The sequence below is a fragment of the Gracilibacillus dipsosauri genome, assembly GCF_003176895.1.
Taxonomy (GTDB): Bacteria; Bacillota; Bacilli; order Bacillales; family Amphibacillaceae; genus Gracilibacillus; species Gracilibacillus dipsosauri.
Genome location: NZ_QGTD01000020.1, coordinates 129,926 through 147,044 on the forward strand (window position 1 = coordinate 129,926; position 17,119 = coordinate 147,044).

Annotated in this window: 17 protein-coding genes; 1 reads left to right on the top strand and 16 read right to left on the bottom strand. The window is 36.6% G+C overall.

Annotated features, from left to right (window positions below; translation table 11 throughout):
- Window positions 1-32: 32 nt before the first annotated feature.
- The 11 genes from DLJ74_RS18595 to DLJ74_RS18645 all read right to left on the bottom strand — a co-directional run bounded on the left by DLJ74_RS18595 (window position 33) and on the right by DLJ74_RS18645 (window position 11,354).
- Window positions 33-647, bottom strand: a complete 615-nt coding sequence (locus tag DLJ74_RS18595) for a YesL family protein (protein ID WP_181397666.1) — start codon at window positions 645-647, stop codon at window positions 33-35.
- Window positions 648-796: 149 nt separating this feature from the next.
- On the bottom strand, window positions 797-2,170 hold the full coding sequence (locus DLJ74_RS18600; protein WP_181397668.1) for a sulfatase family protein: 1,374 nt from the start codon (window positions 2,168-2,170) through the stop codon (window positions 797-799).
- Window positions 2,171-2,195: 25 nt separating this feature from the next.
- Entirely contained in the window at window positions 2,196-3,119 is a 924-nt protein-coding gene (locus DLJ74_RS18605) for an AraC family transcriptional regulator (protein WP_181397669.1), read from the bottom strand.
- 190 nt (window positions 3,120-3,309) lie between these two features.
- Window positions 3,310-4,323, bottom strand: a complete 1,014-nt coding sequence (locus DLJ74_RS18610) for a Gfo/Idh/MocA family protein (protein ID WP_054861538.1) — start codon at window positions 4,321-4,323, stop codon at window positions 3,310-3,312.
- On the bottom strand, window positions 4,317-5,147 hold the full coding sequence (locus DLJ74_RS18615) for a sugar phosphate isomerase/epimerase family protein (RefSeq protein WP_109985588.1): 831 nt from the start codon (window positions 5,145-5,147) through the stop codon (window positions 4,317-4,319). The genes DLJ74_RS18610 and DLJ74_RS18615 overlap by 7 nt, the downstream gene beginning before the upstream one ends.
- A 102-nt stretch (window positions 5,148-5,249) precedes the next feature.
- The gene (locus DLJ74_RS18620; protein WP_109985589.1) at window positions 5,250-6,134 is read right to left on the bottom strand and encodes a carbohydrate ABC transporter permease; all 885 of its coding nucleotides are present in this window, start codon (window positions 6,132-6,134) and stop codon (window positions 5,250-5,252) included.
- Entirely contained in the window at window positions 6,131-6,997 is an 867-nt protein-coding gene (locus DLJ74_RS18625) for a carbohydrate ABC transporter permease (protein ID WP_054861536.1), read from the bottom strand. The genes DLJ74_RS18620 and DLJ74_RS18625 overlap by 4 nt, the downstream gene beginning before the upstream one ends.
- A gap of 74 nt (window positions 6,998-7,071) precedes the next feature.
- Window positions 7,072-8,406, bottom strand: a complete 1,335-nt coding sequence (locus tag DLJ74_RS18630; protein WP_109985590.1) for an ABC transporter substrate-binding protein — start codon at window positions 8,404-8,406, stop codon at window positions 7,072-7,074.
- 62 nt (window positions 8,407-8,468) lie between these two features.
- Complete coding sequence (locus DLJ74_RS18635; protein WP_109985591.1) at window positions 8,469-9,506, bottom strand: Gfo/Idh/MocA family protein; 1,038 nt, start codon at window positions 9,504-9,506, stop codon at window positions 8,469-8,471.
- 307 nt (window positions 9,507-9,813) lie between these two features.
- The gene (locus tag DLJ74_RS18640; protein ID WP_109985592.1) at window positions 9,814-10,479 is read right to left on the bottom strand and encodes an amino acid ABC transporter permease; all 666 of its coding nucleotides are present in this window, start codon (window positions 10,477-10,479) and stop codon (window positions 9,814-9,816) included.
- Window positions 10,480-10,493: 14 nt separating this feature from the next.
- On the bottom strand, window positions 10,494-11,354 hold the full coding sequence (locus DLJ74_RS18645; RefSeq protein WP_109985593.1) for a transporter substrate-binding domain-containing protein: 861 nt from the start codon (window positions 11,352-11,354) through the stop codon (window positions 10,494-10,496).
- Window positions 11,355-11,613: 259 nt separating this feature from the next.
- Here DLJ74_RS18645 and DLJ74_RS18650 point away from each other — a divergent pair, with 259 nt between their 5' ends.
- The gene (locus DLJ74_RS18650; RefSeq protein WP_109985666.1) at window positions 11,614-13,533 is read left to right on the top strand and encodes a heavy metal translocating P-type ATPase; all 1,920 of its coding nucleotides are present in this window, start codon (window positions 11,614-11,616) and stop codon (window positions 13,531-13,533) included.
- Between the two features lie 21 nt (window positions 13,534-13,554).
- Here the strand turns inward: DLJ74_RS18650 and DLJ74_RS18655 are convergent, their stop codons facing one another.
- From DLJ74_RS18655 to DLJ74_RS18675, 5 genes are all read right to left on the bottom strand, one after another.
- On the bottom strand, window positions 13,555-14,400 hold the full coding sequence (locus DLJ74_RS18655) for a YihY/virulence factor BrkB family protein (protein WP_054861217.1): 846 nt from the start codon (window positions 14,398-14,400) through the stop codon (window positions 13,555-13,557).
- Window positions 14,397-14,672 carry a hypothetical protein gene (locus DLJ74_RS18660; protein ID WP_054787284.1) on the bottom strand — a complete coding sequence of 92 codons (276 nt, stop codon included), beginning with the start codon at window positions 14,670-14,672 and terminating at the stop codon, window positions 14,397-14,399. The genes DLJ74_RS18655 and DLJ74_RS18660 overlap by 4 nt, the downstream gene beginning before the upstream one ends.
- A 29-nt stretch (window positions 14,673-14,701) precedes the next feature.
- Complete coding sequence (locus DLJ74_RS18665) at window positions 14,702-15,169, bottom strand: low molecular weight protein-tyrosine-phosphatase (protein WP_054787283.1); 468 nt, start codon at window positions 15,167-15,169, stop codon at window positions 14,702-14,704.
- A gap of 72 nt (window positions 15,170-15,241) precedes the next feature.
- On the bottom strand, window positions 15,242-16,567 hold the full coding sequence (locus tag DLJ74_RS18670) for a putative bifunctional diguanylate cyclase/phosphodiesterase (RefSeq protein ID WP_181397671.1): 1,326 nt from the start codon (window positions 16,565-16,567) through the stop codon (window positions 15,242-15,244).
- A 114-nt stretch (window positions 16,568-16,681) separates the two neighbouring features.
- Entirely contained in the window at window positions 16,682-17,047 is a 366-nt protein-coding gene (locus DLJ74_RS18675; RefSeq protein WP_342767757.1) for a DnaJ family domain-containing protein, read from the bottom strand.
- Between the last annotated feature and the right edge of the window lie 72 nt (window positions 17,048-17,119).

Genomic DNA, 17,119 nt, shown 5'->3' on the forward strand with positions numbered 1-17,119 from the left:
GATGATCTATTATTATATTCATTTCTCACTACTTAAACGCTTTTTAATCGCCAAATATTAGAAAAGGACTGATATGCAGAAAACATCACTAAAAAGGCAAATAGACTAGGTCCTATCATAACCACTAGCCCTAAGAAATTCCTGAGCAATAAGTATAGTATAATACTTCCGGCAGCTATCATCAATGTAGAAAGGGGAGATACGATCATCGTTAAAAAGGAGTGTTTTAACACGCTGATAACGGACATTTTATAATGAACAAAAACCGGAAATGCGTACAAGGCTGTTAAGATATACATAAAGGTTAACACGGCAACTACGTAAGAGATAATCGTTATCCAAGCATTATTACTGGCATGCTGAAGCAATTGAAAATCAATATATAAAGTGATTCCAACAACAAACAGAATCAGCCCCAGCAAATTACTCTTTATAAAATCCTCTTTATAAAACAACCAAAAACTCCTTAGTATTGGAATGTCTGTATCACCCATGATCCATTTTCGAAAAATCGCAAACATGGAAATAGTAGCTGGTATCAAACCAAACAGAAACAAACCTATTAGAGAAAAACTAATCCATAACAGATTAACATAGATGAACTTTATTATCCATTCAGGAATTTTAAGTATACCAAAAGTCCCCATAAGCTTCCCTCCTTTTAGAGAACGGGACAAAAGAGTAGGAAGAAGAAAAATACGAACATTAATATTTGTGCACAGCATTCTGCTTACTTTGCAAAGTGGCAGAGTCAAGCTGGTTCAGGTTCTCATTCTCCCCTATTGTCCCAGTCTCTTTATTTGGCTTGAATCTTTCGTGCATTGGATATCGAACCAAGATATAACTTATCATAAGCTTCTTGAGAAGATTTTAGTGGTCCTTCCTCTAATCCGTGATAATGAATATTTGTATAGATAGGATTTACCCTTCCGGTCTCTGCTTCACGTTCAGCAATATAATTTTTCATTCTTTGCTGTAAAACGTTTACCATTTCAGGTTCTTCACTAGCTAGATTATGAATTTCCTCAGGATCCTTCACCAAATGATATAATTCTATTTCTGGTTTAAAATGAAAATCTGGCTCCAATGCTTGGATCAGCTTCCATTCTGGTGTACGCCAGCCATGCTTTCTCATCCATGTACATTCCGTGATATAAAACTCTGCTATTGGTGCCAATTCCTCCCCTTTTATAGCACGGGCTAGACTTTGTCCATTAAAAGCAATATCTGTTTCAATCCCTAATAACTCTAAAATAGTTGGTGTTATATCTTGGATCACCGTAGTATCTGTGATACGTTTTCCTTCCGTTAATTGTCCAGGGAACTTAAGAATGAGGGGAACAATTAAACAATTGTCATACATGCCATGATGATCAAAAAAGCATTCATGCTCATATAATGTCTCACCGTGATCTGATGTCAACACGATCAATGTCTCTTCTTCAATTCCTAACTCTTCTACCGTAGTAAAAATATGCTGAATACATGCATCCATATAGGCTATAGCGCCTTCGTATTGGGCGCATACATAGCGTTGATCGGTAACTCCTTGTGGAATCCATGACTTAAAAAAGTCTGCATGTGGTTTAAAGTTATACACAGGTTCCATCGATTGATTGGTTGGATCTTTTTCATCACCATCATAGAAAATGCGTTCAAATGGTCTTGGTGGCAAATACGGTGAGTGAGGATCCATATGTCTTAAAAATAAAAAGAATGGTTTATCTTCTTTATTCAGCCGCTTTAATTCAGGAATAGCTACTTCATTCAAATTTTCGGCTTTTGGACATCTTCCTGTTTCGTCAGGCTGCCATGCTTCATATTCTAAGTATTTTTGAAATCCTCTTGAAGAAGGGTTATTGGTAAAACCAATACATGTTGTATTATAATCATGTTGCGCCAAAATTTCTGGTAATGTTTTCACATGATTTCCTAGGCCTCCTTGATGTCTTAACGCCACAACATCCGTACCAAAGCAATCCATACCTGTAAGCATAGAAGCATATGCTGGCGTAGTCGGTATACTCGGACTGAAATGATTTTCAAATAACACTCCTTCACTTGCAATTTTGTCCATGTGTGGTGTAGTCAAGCGATGATATCCGTAACTACTCATATAATCACGTCTTAAACTATCGATACCAAACATAATAACATTCGGTTTTTTCATTATAGAATCCTCCCTATACAATTGATTAACAGCCTGGCAGATCACTTTGTAAGGTTTCTACATTACTTTGATCACGATATTTTCCAGGTGAGCAACCGACCTTCCTCGTAAATAATCGAGTGAAAAATGCCGGATCATCATAACCTACGTCCATCGCAATCCAAATTACCTTTTCATTCGTCTCTGTTAACAATTTCATTGCTCTTGTAATCCGAATGTGATGAATAAACTCAATAACTGTCTTTCCTGTCTCCGCCTTGAAAGTTCGATTCAAATGACGAGTACTAATATTGAATAGTTCAGATAGACTAGCAATGGTTATCTTCTGATCGTAATGTCTTTCCAAATAACCGCAAATCCGTTGTATAAACATTTTCCTTTCATGTGCTTTAACATTTAATGGTTCTGTAATAACGTTTTGTCTTACGTAGATTCTCGATAATACAATAAGCAACTGTACTAGTTGTAGGCGAATTAAAGGAGAATATCCCTTTCTTTTACTTTTAAATTCGTCTGCAAGTTCTTCTAACTTAGCTCGAATATCTTCTGCCTCTTGTCCTCTTAATTTTAAGCAACGATGGAATCGTTCGCATTTTTCTAAAAATGGATGTACATAGAAATAGTCCATCGATTCAGATATTCCTAGTCCACGTAACCATGCTTCATTAAATAAGCTAGGCATGAAAAGACAATTAACAATCCCTAATTCACTATTTGGTTTGACTTGATAGGTGTGTACTTCCCCAGGATTAATGATGAAGACATCCCCTTTTGATAATGGATAGTGCTCCCCTTCAAAAAGATGCTCCGCCTCGCCTTCTGTGACATAAACTAACTCAATAAAATCATGTGCGTGTATTGGTGGTGTGTTACGGGTTGTATGAACAGTATGGTCAATCCAGAATGGAAACTCTTCTTCTTCCATATACAAACTGCTTTCTATCCTCAATTCACATCCCACTCCTTTCACAATCATTTTTTTACTCGTTAGAATTTGCCAAGCTAATTCACAAAATAATTAATTATTCGCTGATAATAGGAGACCTTTATCAGTGGGGGCTTCGTCGTCCCCACTGATTTTAGACAATCTTATTGTTCGTTTAATCGAATACGCTTACGAATTCATGCTATGGTTTATGTTAAATTTCCTTATCTATTTTGGGAACTTCCATAACCTTACCATTTGCCATTTGTGATTGAATAGCTGCTTCGATTACTTCCTGACTAGCGAGTGCATGCACACCTGATGCTTCCATATTGTCGGGTTCTACTTCATCTAATATTTGCTTGATAAAATGGTCTAATCTATTTTTAAATGTCTTTTGAAAACTACCAACACCGGTCATGATAGAATTCCGCAAAACTAGTAATTCTTCATTCTCATGTGGATAATACGTGAAATTTTCATAGACATTGTCAATAACAAATCGCCCTTTATTCCCAGCCACTTCACAGTATTCTATCGGATGACGACCAGACATATCATAACTACCAGTCAAATGACCAACAGCGCCAGAGGCAAACTCTAGATTAATGGAAGCGGTTGACCAAATATTTCGCCCAGGTGCCTTTGTCATAAAAGCTTGCACTCGTTTAATATCACCTGCAAAATAACGGATCACATCAATCGAATGTGGATGAAGTGCCCGTAAGTGGAACCATGGACTTGTTTCATTCGGGTTTTGGATCGTTAGTTTCATATTTACGAAAAGTATTGTGCCTAAATCACCTTTTTCGATTAATTCTTTGCCTTTATAAGCTACTGGAACGAAACGATGATTTAAATTACTTACTAGGCGAACATTCTTCTGAGAGGCAAGTCGAACCATTTCGCGAGCTTTTTCGATATTATTGGAAATGGGTTTTTCCACGAGCACATCTTTTCCTGCTTCTATTGCCATTACGGTAGGAGTATAATGATCTCCACCATTTTCCTCTCCCGCTGTAGCAATACTTATAATATCTATTTCCTCTTCCTTCAGCATTGTCGCCATATCTTGATACGCCTGGATTCCGTACAGATTAGCCATAGCTTGTGCACGCTCTTCGATTAAATCACATGCCGCAACCAATTTTACATCTGGATTTTCACTATAATATTTACAATGTATTTTTCCGATATTACCAACACCGACAACTGCTACTTTTAACACTGGAATTCCCCCCTCTTTTCCTTCGCCTCTTCGATTAAACGCTGTAAGTATCCTTTACTTTCTGCGGCAATCGCCGTAATCTCAGGTAATTCGTAGTCCTTTGCTCCAATTATCTCTAATACTGTCGCCCCTTGATAATCGACCTCCGTCATTTTATCCACCACTTCTTTTAGTGGAACGGTTCCCCTACCTGCTGTTTGAAATTCAGGGGAAGCAATCTGTAGTTGTTCCATAAAGGTATCACGGATATGTGAATGAATAATATGATCTGACAGAACATCCAATGCTTCGACTGGATCGTCTCCCACACGACCAACATGGGTAGCATCAAAATTCAATCCTAATGCTGAATGTTTCACTTCATCCATCAACCGAAGAGCTGTTTTCGTATTGTAAATACTTTGCCCATAGTGTAATTTTAATGCATATTGTATACCCATATCATTTGCTGCCTGTGTTAATTCTTCAATCGCTCGGATGGAATCTTCTGTGCTTTCTTCATCATCAGACTTTCCACCACTTCCTGTTGTTACCATCGGAATTCCCAGTTTGGCGGCACGTTCAAAAACTCTTTTGGTTCGTTCACGGTTCTCGGCAACAAGTATATTTGTTGCAGCCTCGACACAATAAAGATCAAGTCCAACCTCTTCTACCATTTTCCTTATTTCAGCAAGTTCTGCATCACTTGCTGTATCTGTCAAATGCTCCACCATGCCTACAATAGATGATAGTTCGATACCGTCATAGCCACAAAATTTGATGTATCGAATGGCTGTCTTTAGATCGTATCCACTAAAAAGAACGGAATTAACGCCTAATTTCATTTTTTCTCCTCCTTCATTAGACTACTACTCCTAGCATATAAGGTGGCAATAGGCCCCGCATAGCTTATTACGCCTTTCACTAGGTCATTTACGACACCCCTTTTAGCCTTTCACTGCCCCAGCAGTCATTCCATCTACTATTTTTTTATTGAAGAAAATAAACAAGATTAACGGTGGGATGGAAATCAACAATACGTCTGCGAACAATAAGTGATAAGATGTTCCATAAACACCCGTAAAGTTATAAAGTGTTAGTTGGACGGTGGCATTTTCCGCACCTGGAAAGAAATAGAGCATATTTTCAAAGTCATTATAAATCTGTATGGAAGATAATACGATAACCGTAGAAGTTACTGGCTTTAATAATGGAAAGATAATCTTAAAGAATAATTGAAATGGCCCACATCCATCCATCAATGCTGCTTCATCAAGTTCTCGTGGAATGGTAGCAACAAAGGCCGTATACAATAAACAAGCAAATGAAAAGTGCAACGCAGATTCTAGTAAAATAATGCCTGGAAATGACTTAAAAAGTCCTAACTGTTGTAACACCCAAATAGTAGGAACAATGGTTGGAGGAATCATCAGCCCCATTAGAATCACGTAATTGAGTTTTTTTGCCATTCCTTGTCTGCGTGATAATACAAAGCCTGCCATCGAGCAAATAAAAATGATGATTATAATCGATGCGATTGTAATAAGAGAGCTATTCAAAAATGCCCTCAATACGACCCCGTCATTTAATGTTAATACTTCCTTATAGTTGGCGAAAAATTGAAATGCCTCTGGCCATGCTAGGCTCAATTTCGCTGCATCTGCACTATTTTTAAAGGAATTAATAATCACAAAATAAAATGGAATTCCAAAAAAGATAGCAGCAAATAAAACAGCGAAAGTCTCAAACAAAAACCACTTCTTCGAAGCTTTTTTCTTTGTTTCTAATCGTGTAGTTGCTTGTTCTATAACCCCTTCTTGTTTCCCACTCATAGGTCCACCTCTTTCCGATTAAGCAGTTTGAAGATTGGGAAAGCTATAAAACCAACAAACAAAAACAATAGGACATTACCTGCAGTTGCAAGACCGAAAAAGCCACTTGCATACTGTTTGTAGACAATCGATGCTAAAAGGTCAGAGCTAAAGCCTGGCCCACCACCAGTCATCGCCCATACTAAGTCAAAGGTTCGCAATCCACCGATTAATGCTAGAATGATTACAGTATTTAAGGCTGGTCGTGAAAGTGGTAAGGTAATGTAAAAAAACGATTGCAACGCATTCCCACCATCTATTTTTAATGCTTCATAATAATGATTTGGTATCGCCATAATCCCTGCAATAAAAATAACAGTAGCAATCCCAACCCCTTTCCATATATCTGTCATCGCAACTGATAATAATGCTATCTTTGCATCTCCGAGCCAATTAGGTCCTGTTATCCCTACTAATGATAATGCTTTATTAATAATCCCATCTGTTGGGTGCATTAATGCGCTAAAAGTAAAACCTACAGCAATCGTACTTAACAATGCAGGGAAGAATACAATAGAACGAAGAAAATCTTTATTCTTTATTTTTGAACATAGGAATACTGCAAGGAATAAACCAAGTATCACCTTTCCGCCCATTGTCGTGAAAGCATAAATCAATGTATTACGGAACCCAATTCTTAAGGAAGGCTCTTGAAAAAACTGCACAAAGTTTTCAAAACCAATAAATTCCCAATCATCTAATGTCCACCATGTCATACTGTAGAAGAACGCCATTAATGTTGGAAACAAGAAGAAAGTACAATAAACAAGTGCGGCAGGAATGAGAAAAACGAATGGGTACATTTTCTTGGCCGAACTATTCATCTATGTCAGCTCCTTTCTATCAGAAAGTAAAATTCCTTTAGAGTCAGAACGGGAATAACTGTTTCATGATTACCTTAGTCCCATTCCATCCCTAATTGTTTCGCTTGTTTCTCAACATCATCATCGTACATTTCAGCAGCTTCTTCTGCTGTCATTTGTCCAGTGCCTACAGCTGTGCATATTTGGGGCAAGTTCGGCCCTTTGATTGGAGAGACAAACTCTAATGCAGGTGCGACATCCCCTGACTCAAAGTAAGGCACTACGTCTTTTACCGCAGTATACGAATCCTCTGGAAGCTCAACACCCTCTATGACGTACGGTCCAATACTTTTCGAGTTTTCTTCGTAAAGCTTTATTGCCTTATCTGACAGGAAATAGTCCATCCATTTTTTTGCTGTTTCCACCTTTTCTGAATCTTTGTTAATTAAATATGCATTCGGCATCCAAACAGTAAACCCATTAATACTAGGGTCATCACTAGGCTGTGGGAAAATACCAATATCATTTACTAGCTCAGGGAAATCTTCATTTATATTTTCTAATACTTGGGTTAGCATTGGATAATGAACTCCTTCCCCCTCCGCCAACATTTGTCTACCTTGACCATATTCTGCAACAGTGTAATCCTCATTCATAAAACCGCGCTCATATAATTCCTGTATTCTTTCAAATCCTCTTTGAGCTTCTGGAGTATTAGAAAATTTCGCCTTTCCAGCAGTGTATTCCTCTGCAAAATTTGGCACCTCTGCTTGCACATTGTAGAAATCAGCAAGAATCGGTAATTGAGAAGTCCAAATTTCACCATGGGTACCGATGACAGGTACTTTACCAGCTTCCTTAATTTTTTCATTATTCTCCATTAATTCATCCCATGTTTTCGGAACCTCTAAGTCTAGTTCCTCATAGACACGCTTGTTATATAACCAGCCTCCTACTTGACTCGATCCTTCTGGAATACCGTATATTTTTCCTTCTTCACTCACTACCTCTTTATAAGAATCCATTATTTTGTCAACGAATGGCTCATCCGACAAATCGACAAAATATTTTTCCGGATTTAATGCCATTAACAATGATCCAGAATTAAATAATAAAATATCCGACATTTCCCCAGTGGCGAGACGAGTCTTTACAATATTTTCTCCTTCTGGTCCTCCTGGACGTAATTCAATTTTTGTTTTGATCCCAATATCCTCTTCCATCGCCTCCATTACCGCTCTAAAACCTTCCGTATCATCTGCCTCTCCCATTAACAATGTAATTTCTGTCATTTCTTCATTACTTGCCTCACCTTCTGTGCTCTCTTTTTCATCAGTTGTTATTTCTTCATTTGAGCTACTACACCCGAAAAGAAGAAACGAAGATAGTAAAAACCAAACTATTACCGTAAGATAATTAACACGCCCCATTTTTTCACTTCCTTTTATAAAATAGTTTTTGTCGAATCGTGTAATCGCTTACATTTTATAAGTTAAACATTTGATTTTCCTTGGACATTTGATTTTCCTTGGACATTTGAAATATCCACTACTTCCCCACCATTTTTTTGAGATTGAATAGCGGCTTCGATCACTTCCTGTACAGCAAGAGCATCATGGCTAGAGGCATTCATTTCAGCAGGTGGTACACCTTCTTTTACCTGTTGGATAAAATCAGCAAAACGATACAAAAAGGTATCATGGAAGCTTCCAATATCTAAAAAAATAGAATTATGTTCCACAAGTATCTCATCTCTGTTATGTGGAAAAAACAGTAATCGTTCGAACACATTGTCTATTTCAAAACGACCTTTCGTTCCACCAACTTCGCAATATTCAATCGGATGAATTCTAGACATGTCATAGCTTCCCGTTAGATGACCAACTGCTCCTGAAGCAAATTCCATATTTATCGAAACAGTAGACCATGTGTTTCTCTCGGGAGCTTTTGTCATAAAAGATTGTACACGACGTATTTCTCCTCCAAAGTAACGCATAACATCAATTGAATGTGGATGCAATGCCCTCATATGGAACCACTCTGTCATGTCCTTTGGATTTTGGATCGTTAACTTCATATTAAGAAATAATAAAGCTCCTAGACTACCATTGTCGATTAAATTCTTTCCTTTACTAGCTATAGGGACAAATCGATGGTTTAAATTACATACAAAACGTACATTTTGATGTGTTGCAAATTGCACCATTTCACGTGCTTCCTCGATACTATTAGATATTGGCTTTTCCACTAACACATCTTTTCCTGCTTTAATTGCAGTCATAGCCGGCTTAAAATGATGACTACCGTTTTCTACCCCTGCAGTCGCGATACTTACAATATCAATTTCCTCAGTTTCGAGCATTTTTTCTAGATCCGTATAACATGCTGTATGATACGTTTCTGCCATTTGCTGTGCACGATTCTTAATCAAATCACAAACGGCTACGAGCTCAGTGTCATTATGTTGATGATAAAATTGGCAATGAAGCTTCCCGATTTTGTTAACTCCTACAACAGCAACCTTTAGCATAACGCCCCACCCTTCATCAAACCATTGAAATACTAACAACCAATTGGTTAGTTATATAGTAAAGCAACTTGGAGACGCAATCATAGCTATTTAAGCCAATTTTTCTAAAGGAAAAATGGGAAAATAGTTATGTTAGAGAAATAGTGCATGCTAATTATACAGTGTAGCCTTTACCCTGTTGACTATATTTCCTTTTTGTGATCAAGTTTTTTTCTTGTTCATTTACGCCATAAAGGGAATTCACTAATCATAAGTAATTGTATGTATCTTAAATGTGAAAAAAAGAACAAATCATTGATTTGTCCCTCTATTTCACATATCTACTAAAACGCTCTTCCATTTTTTCTTGAAAATAGGCAATGATAATACAAAGCGGCCAATATATAAGGGCAACTAATATATACATCGTTAAGGAATCAAATGTACGACCACCTGCAATTTGCGCCTTTTGGAAAAGTTCAGGCACTGTAATAACTGCAGCCAGAGAGGTTGCCTTTACTAAATCTAAAAAAACATTGGTCAACGGTGGCATTGCAATTCTCGTTCCTTGTGGTAATATAATTTTCATTAATGTTTGCCAATAATTAAATCCAAGAGCCTTTGCCGATTCCCACTGTCCTTTTGGTACGCTGTTTAAGGAAGAACGAATTACCTCAGCAATATATGCAGCACTATTAAGGCCAAACCCTAAAACTGCAGCTAGATATGCCGATAAATTTAAATCAACCATTGGTAATCCATAATATAAAATAAACAAAAACACTAGAATTGGTGTTCCGCGCATAAAAGAAATATAGACTCTAGCCGGATAACGCAATATAAGATATTCTGAGCTTCTAGCTAAGGAAATAAATAGCCCTAGCACGAGCCCTAATCCCATTGCTACGAATGAGACAGCAATAGTCATCGGGAGCCCGCCTAAAATAAATGGTAAATTTTCTAATGCTAGTTTGACATCAAAAAAATCTTGCATTTATATTTCACACCTTATAGATCAAGACCTTCAATCTCCTCAATTTCACCTTCAGGTTTTTTAGAGGCATCCTCTTGATAAAATTTTATTGCTAATTCAGATAATGTACCATCTTCACGCATCTCTTGCAATGCGTCGTTTATTTTTGTTTGTAATACCGTTGCTTCTTTATCCATTACCACAGCTTGTTCTGTTGGATGAAATTTCAAATCTGGATGAAGGGTTATATCAAACTCTGGGAATGCCGCTACACCAAATTTTGATAAATAATAGTCATTGACAATCACGTCTGTATTCCCATTGTGCACATCTCTTAAATATGCCTCGTTTGGTGCATTCCCATAGGTGACAACCTCTGCACCAAAATGCTCCGCAATTTGACTAAAAATTGTTGTTGCTCCACCACCAGCACGCTTTCCTTCTAAATCCTCTAAGCTATTTATTCCAGAATTATCTTCTTTACGAACAACCATTGTCGTGTAGGAATACTTATATGGATTAGAAAATGCAAATTGTTTTTTTCGTTTGTCTGTTATCTCAATATCATTTACAGCAACGTCTATTCTTCCACTTTGGATAGCCGGTAGCATACTGTCAATTCCCATGATTTCAAACTTAACATCAAGCCCTAATCGCTTACCTATCTCGCGCATCAGCTCTACGTCATATCCTGTTAATTTGTCTGTACCTTCCTCATATGTAGAAGCTCCAACTAATGTACCAGATGTCCCAGCAATAATTTTACCTCTTTTTTCGATCCCACTCCAGACAGCATCCTCTTTCGTTGCTGAAGCCTCCTCTTTTTCATTACCTGTTCCGCAGGCAGAAAGAACCATCATTACTAAAATAGCAATAAACAAATAAAATCTCTTCATTTTTCGCCACCCCTTTAAGTTGTTATATATTTTTCTTAATTTAAAAGATAACAGTTTATGCTTTATATTTCAACATTTTAATTCACTGTATTTATCACCAAAAATTAACTGTTACACATTAATCACAAGTTAAGGAATGAACCTATTGACTTTTGTCATAATTAATTTATAATTATATTAATTATTAATTTATAATAATTATAAATAATAAGAATGAATTTCATTCTCGTTAGGAGGCAAAATGATGAGTTATATTAAGATGTTTTTTGAAAATTCTATTGGTATTCCTTTTTCTTTTTCTGTCATTAGCAAAAAATTAAAAACACACCTTGAGCTAATCATGGCTCTCACTAGTGGTCTTCTAATATTGCTTGCATGGATTTTTCATGAAACACCTTCCGAAACACCATCCATTATTCTCTTACTTACCGCATTTATCGTTGGTGGATATGCCAAGGCCAAAGAAGGAATAATCGAAACGATAAAAGAAAAGAAACTGAATGTAGAACTTTTAATGGTGTTAGCTGCAATCGGCTCTGCTTCGATTGGTCATTGGACAGAAGGGGCCATTTTAATTTTTATTTTTGCTCTATCTGGTGCACTAGAAACCTATACCGAAAACAAAAGTAGTCATGAATTAAAGGCATTAATGGACTTGCAACCTGAGACTGCGAACCTATTATTAAATAATAAAGTACAAAAAGTACCTGTCGCTAATTTAAAAATAGGTGACCACATCTTAATAAAGGCAGGAGAACGAATTCCAACAGATGGTTTAATTGTTAAAGGACATACATCGGTTGATGAAAGTGCCCTTACAGGAGAATCACTTCCTGTTACCAAATCAAAAGAAGAAGCCGTCTTTGCAAGTACAATCAACCTAAATGGTAATATAACTGTTCGTATTCATACCCTTCCATCGCAAACTTTATTTCAAAAAATCATTCAGTTAGTACAACAAGCGCAAGCGGAAAGATCACGCTCTCAGGCATTTATTGAACGTTTTGAAAACAGTTATGTGAAAGTAGTCCTTGGGATGGTTGCGATGATGATGGTTATCCCTCATTTTTTATTAGACTGGTCTTGGAATGATACGATCTATCGAGCTATGATTTTACTTGTAGTAGCATCTCCATGTGCACTAGTTGCATCTATTATGCCTGCAACTTTGTCCGCTATCTCTAGTAGTGCAAGAAATGGTGTTTTGTTTAAAGGCGGGGCGCATTTGGAGACATTAGGGGAGATCGACGCAATTGCCTTTGATAAAACAGGAACCTTAACAGAAGGGAAACCTGTCGTAACAAATACATTTTTCGAACATATTGACCAACGTCTTATCGAAATCATTTATTCGGTCGAAAGGTATTCCAATCATCCACTTGCACACGCTATTTCTAATTGGTGTGAAGAGCAAACGGAGATCAAAGCGATAGAAATAGAAGATATCACTCATCTTGATGGAAAAGGAATTCAAGCTAAAGTAGGTGATGTGCATTGGCTAATAGGGAATACGCGACTTGTGGGTGATGCTAGTGTGGAGCAATTTGTCCAAAAACATAATATTTCAAGTGACAGATGGTTGGGGAAAACAGTCATTTTTGTAAAAAGAAATGAAGAAATTCTTGGATTATTCGTTCTTCAGGATAAGCTAAGACAAGAGGCTATGGACGCAGTAAATGAATTAAAGCAATTAGGAATCAAAACCATCATGTTAACAGGAGATAATGAGCAAACAGCACAAGAAATAGCAAAAGAAATTGATATTCATGATTTTAGGGCTAATTGTTTACCAGAGGATAAGGTAGATGCAATTAAACAAGAGAAAAATAGTGGTTTCAAGATAGCGATGATCGGAGATGGAATTAATGATGCTCCTGCACTTGCTACTGCTAACTTAGGTGTTGCTATGGGGGCTGGTACGGATGTGGCATTAGAAACAGCAGATATGGTTCTGGTAAAAAACAGCCTACCTAAAATAGTAGATTCTATTAAACTATCCAAAAAAATGAATCGAATTATTAAACAAAATATTCTCTTTTCCATTGCAGTTATCCTTACACTCATTGCCTCCAATTTCCTTCAGGCAATTAATTTGCCATTAGGTGTCATTGGTCACGAAGGCAGTACCATACTTGTTATTCTAAATGGACTACGATTATTGAAGAAGAATAAGCAATAACAGAAATGAAAAAATGGATGCCTAGCTTTTAGACATCCGTTTCTTTTCATAAAATGCATTAATTTCACAGCCTATTATAATGATAATTCCAGATAAATAAAACCAAATCATTAAAATGATAACACCACCAAGACTTCCATAGGTTGCAGAATAATTACCTAATGTAGAAACATAATACGAAAAGGCCAGAGAGGTTAACTGCCAACCTACCGTAGCAAAAATTGCTCCAACATATATATGCTTAAAGTATACCTTTTTACTAGGAGCTAAACGATAAAGAACGATTAAAACAATAAAAAAAATAACAGAGGAGATTACCCACCTTAGCGTATTCCACAGATTTATGAAATCATCGGATAATCCCATAAAGGAGAAAATATAAACACCAATCGCCCGCCCAAAGATTGGTAGAATAAAGGCGACCAAAATAACTAAAAGCATTACAATCGTAAGAAAAATCGCAATTGAACGAGTGATGAAAAAAGGGCGCTCTTCCTCAATATCGTAAGCACGATTAAATGAACGAATCAAGGCATTAATTCCATTCGACGCAGACCATAATGTCCCAATAATACCAATCGACAACAAGCTTCCATTACGACTATTCATGATTTGTGTTAGATTGTTATTGATAAGTGTCATAATTTCTTCAGGTGCGTATTTAGAAATAAGATTTGTGACACTAATATCATCAAACGGTAGATATCCGATTAGTGTTACTAAAAAAATCATAAAAGGAAATAATGATAACAAAAGAAAATAGGCGAGCTGAGCCCCAAGCCCCGGAACATCATCATCAATAATCTCATGGAGTAATTGCTTACCATTAGCAAGAATAGAGGAGCCCGCCCTATTGTTCAGACTCATTTTTTATCGATCTTTCTCGTCATTTCTTGTAGCTGATTTAAAATCTCCAGGGCTTGAGACAAACCTGTTGATAATTGCTCGGAGCCTTTTTGATAAAATTGATTAAGCTCACGGACTAAATCGGAAGGATTTTTGATATAGAATTGGGCCCTTTGTTTGGTCACCTGACATTTAGAACGAACATACCTTCTCGTATCTCGATCCCCTAAGGATACTAATCCTCCAATCACTGCCCCAAAAATAATTCCTTTGACAAGTTTTTGTTTTCCCATAATTTATCCACCTCTTATTCTCATTTATCTCATAGATGCTTCCTTTTTATATAAGCATACAATGATTCACAGCCTTCTTTTACAAGTTCATACGTATAGTCAAAATTCTTGGTGAAATATGGATCCGGCACATTTTCTTCCTTAGCATTTTCAACGAAATCCATCAGCTTTTTGATTACTACTTTTTCTGAATTTTTACCCAGTTCTGCTAAATCATTGATATTTTGCTGATCCATTGCAATAATATAATCAAAATTCTCCAGATCCTTTGGATTTATTTGTCTCGCTTTTTGTCCTTCATATGTAATTTTCATTTGATCTAGCTTAGCTCTAGTCCCTTGATGTGGCGGCTTTCCAATATGCCAATTCCCCATTCCAGCAGAATCAATAAAGAAGCGTTTCTCCATTCCATCTTCCTTGGCTATTTGACGAAAGACCGCTTCTGCCATTGGCGAACGACAAATATTCCCTAAACAAATAAATAAAACATTAATCATATAATACCACCTATTCTAATTTGTTAATCCTAATATTTTAGAAAAACTCTATTTTCTAGAAAAGTTATTGATTTAACTTGTTAGCAGCTTATCCATCACCTTGTCTGCTTCTAGTGGCTGACTATAGAAATAGCCTTGATAGTAATCACACGCTACATTACGAATAAAACTTAATGCATGTTCTCCTTCTACCCCTTCCGCTACTACTTTTAAACCAAAGGTATGACCAAGATGAATCATTGATTTAATAATTTCGGCACTTCCAGAATCCGTACATACATCCTTCAAAAAGGATTGGTCAATTTTTAGATAATCTATCGGGAATTTTTTTAAATACCCTATCGAGGAATAGCCGGTACCAAAGTCATCAATCGATAAAGAAATTCCTATACTTCTTAACTTTTCCATTGTTTCAATACATTCTTCTGGGTTATGTATAAAGCTATTTTCTGTTATTTCCATCTCCAGATACTTTGGATCCATCCCCATCTGCTCTATAATACGGATTACTCGATGATAAAAGCAAGGTTGCTGTAACTCGAGTGCAGATACATTAATGGCAATCAAAATTGGTGGAACACCAATACGCTTCCATTCCAGGTATTGTTGACAAACTGCTCTTAATACCCATTCTCCAATAGAATGGATCATACCGATTTTCTCTGCTATCGGAATAAATCTAGATGGTGAAATTTCTCCTAATTGATGATGTTTCCACCTTAATAAGGCTTCTAGTCCGATCATTTTATTTGTCTTAACATCTACCTTAGGCTGATAGACAAGATAGAACTCATTGAATTGTACTGCTTTTATGATATCGGATTCCAGTGAGATTAACTCATTATATATTGCTCCCATAAAGCTTTTATATTCATTTACTTGATTTCCACCTTTTGTTTTTCCATGCCTTACTGCGAACCTTGCTTGATGGATATGTTCAGAAGGCTTTATATCAGACTCTTGAATATGACTAATGCCGATCGTTGCGGTAAGGTAGAATTCATGATTCTCCGCAAAAATTGGTCGTTGAATAGCTTTCATGAGCTGGTTTGCAAGCGAGAAGCTCTGACTGACTGTGTTGTCAATTGACACCAAAAATTGATCACCAAAAAGATGATACAAATTACAAGTTTCTGGAAGATGTTCATTAATCCTGTCTTCGACTAGTTCAATTACCTGATCTCCTATCTGTCGGCCTGCAATATCATTCACATTTTTAAATCGATCTATATCAAAGAAAAGAATCGACTTTGGTCTTTGAGCATCTAACTTCATCGACTCTTCGAGATCTTCTATCCATCTATAACGATTGTCGAACGGCATTTCGCTAATTCGATTTATTCTCTCATTCCGCTGTGATGTTTTATTTAATATTTGATCTATAAACGTTTGAAACATTATCGTCACCTTTAATTTTCTAAATATTATTGTCATGCCAATTGGGACATATGCATAGACAGGGTTATCTTTAGATATCACAAATTTTGAGGTTCCTTCATCTCTAAGGACGAACTAACGCTGTGATAAACGATCTAATTTGTGACGATATTGCCTATACACAGGTGATTTTTTTATACCGCGTTTTTCGATAAGCATCCTTAGTCGTAGCTCTTTTTCTGTAAGTTTTTTCTCCAGACGTTTTTTTTCTGATTCGCTATCACATGACTTGATCAAATCTCTTAATGTTACTAATTCTTTGTTTATTTGTAATTCCTCTGGAAGAAAACCACTATTCTTTAACAGACGGTATCCCATCCGCAAATCCTCTGGAACGTGTGATAAATCATCTTGCTTTAATGGCTTCCCTCTCCCTTTTAGTTGATCAAATTCCCCTTCCTCTATAGCTTTTTTATCCTTTCCTCCGCTAATTGTGCAAATACATCCATATTAATCATCCTAGATTATTTTTTTAGGCACGCTTCTATTCACTCATCTATTTTATCATTCGAC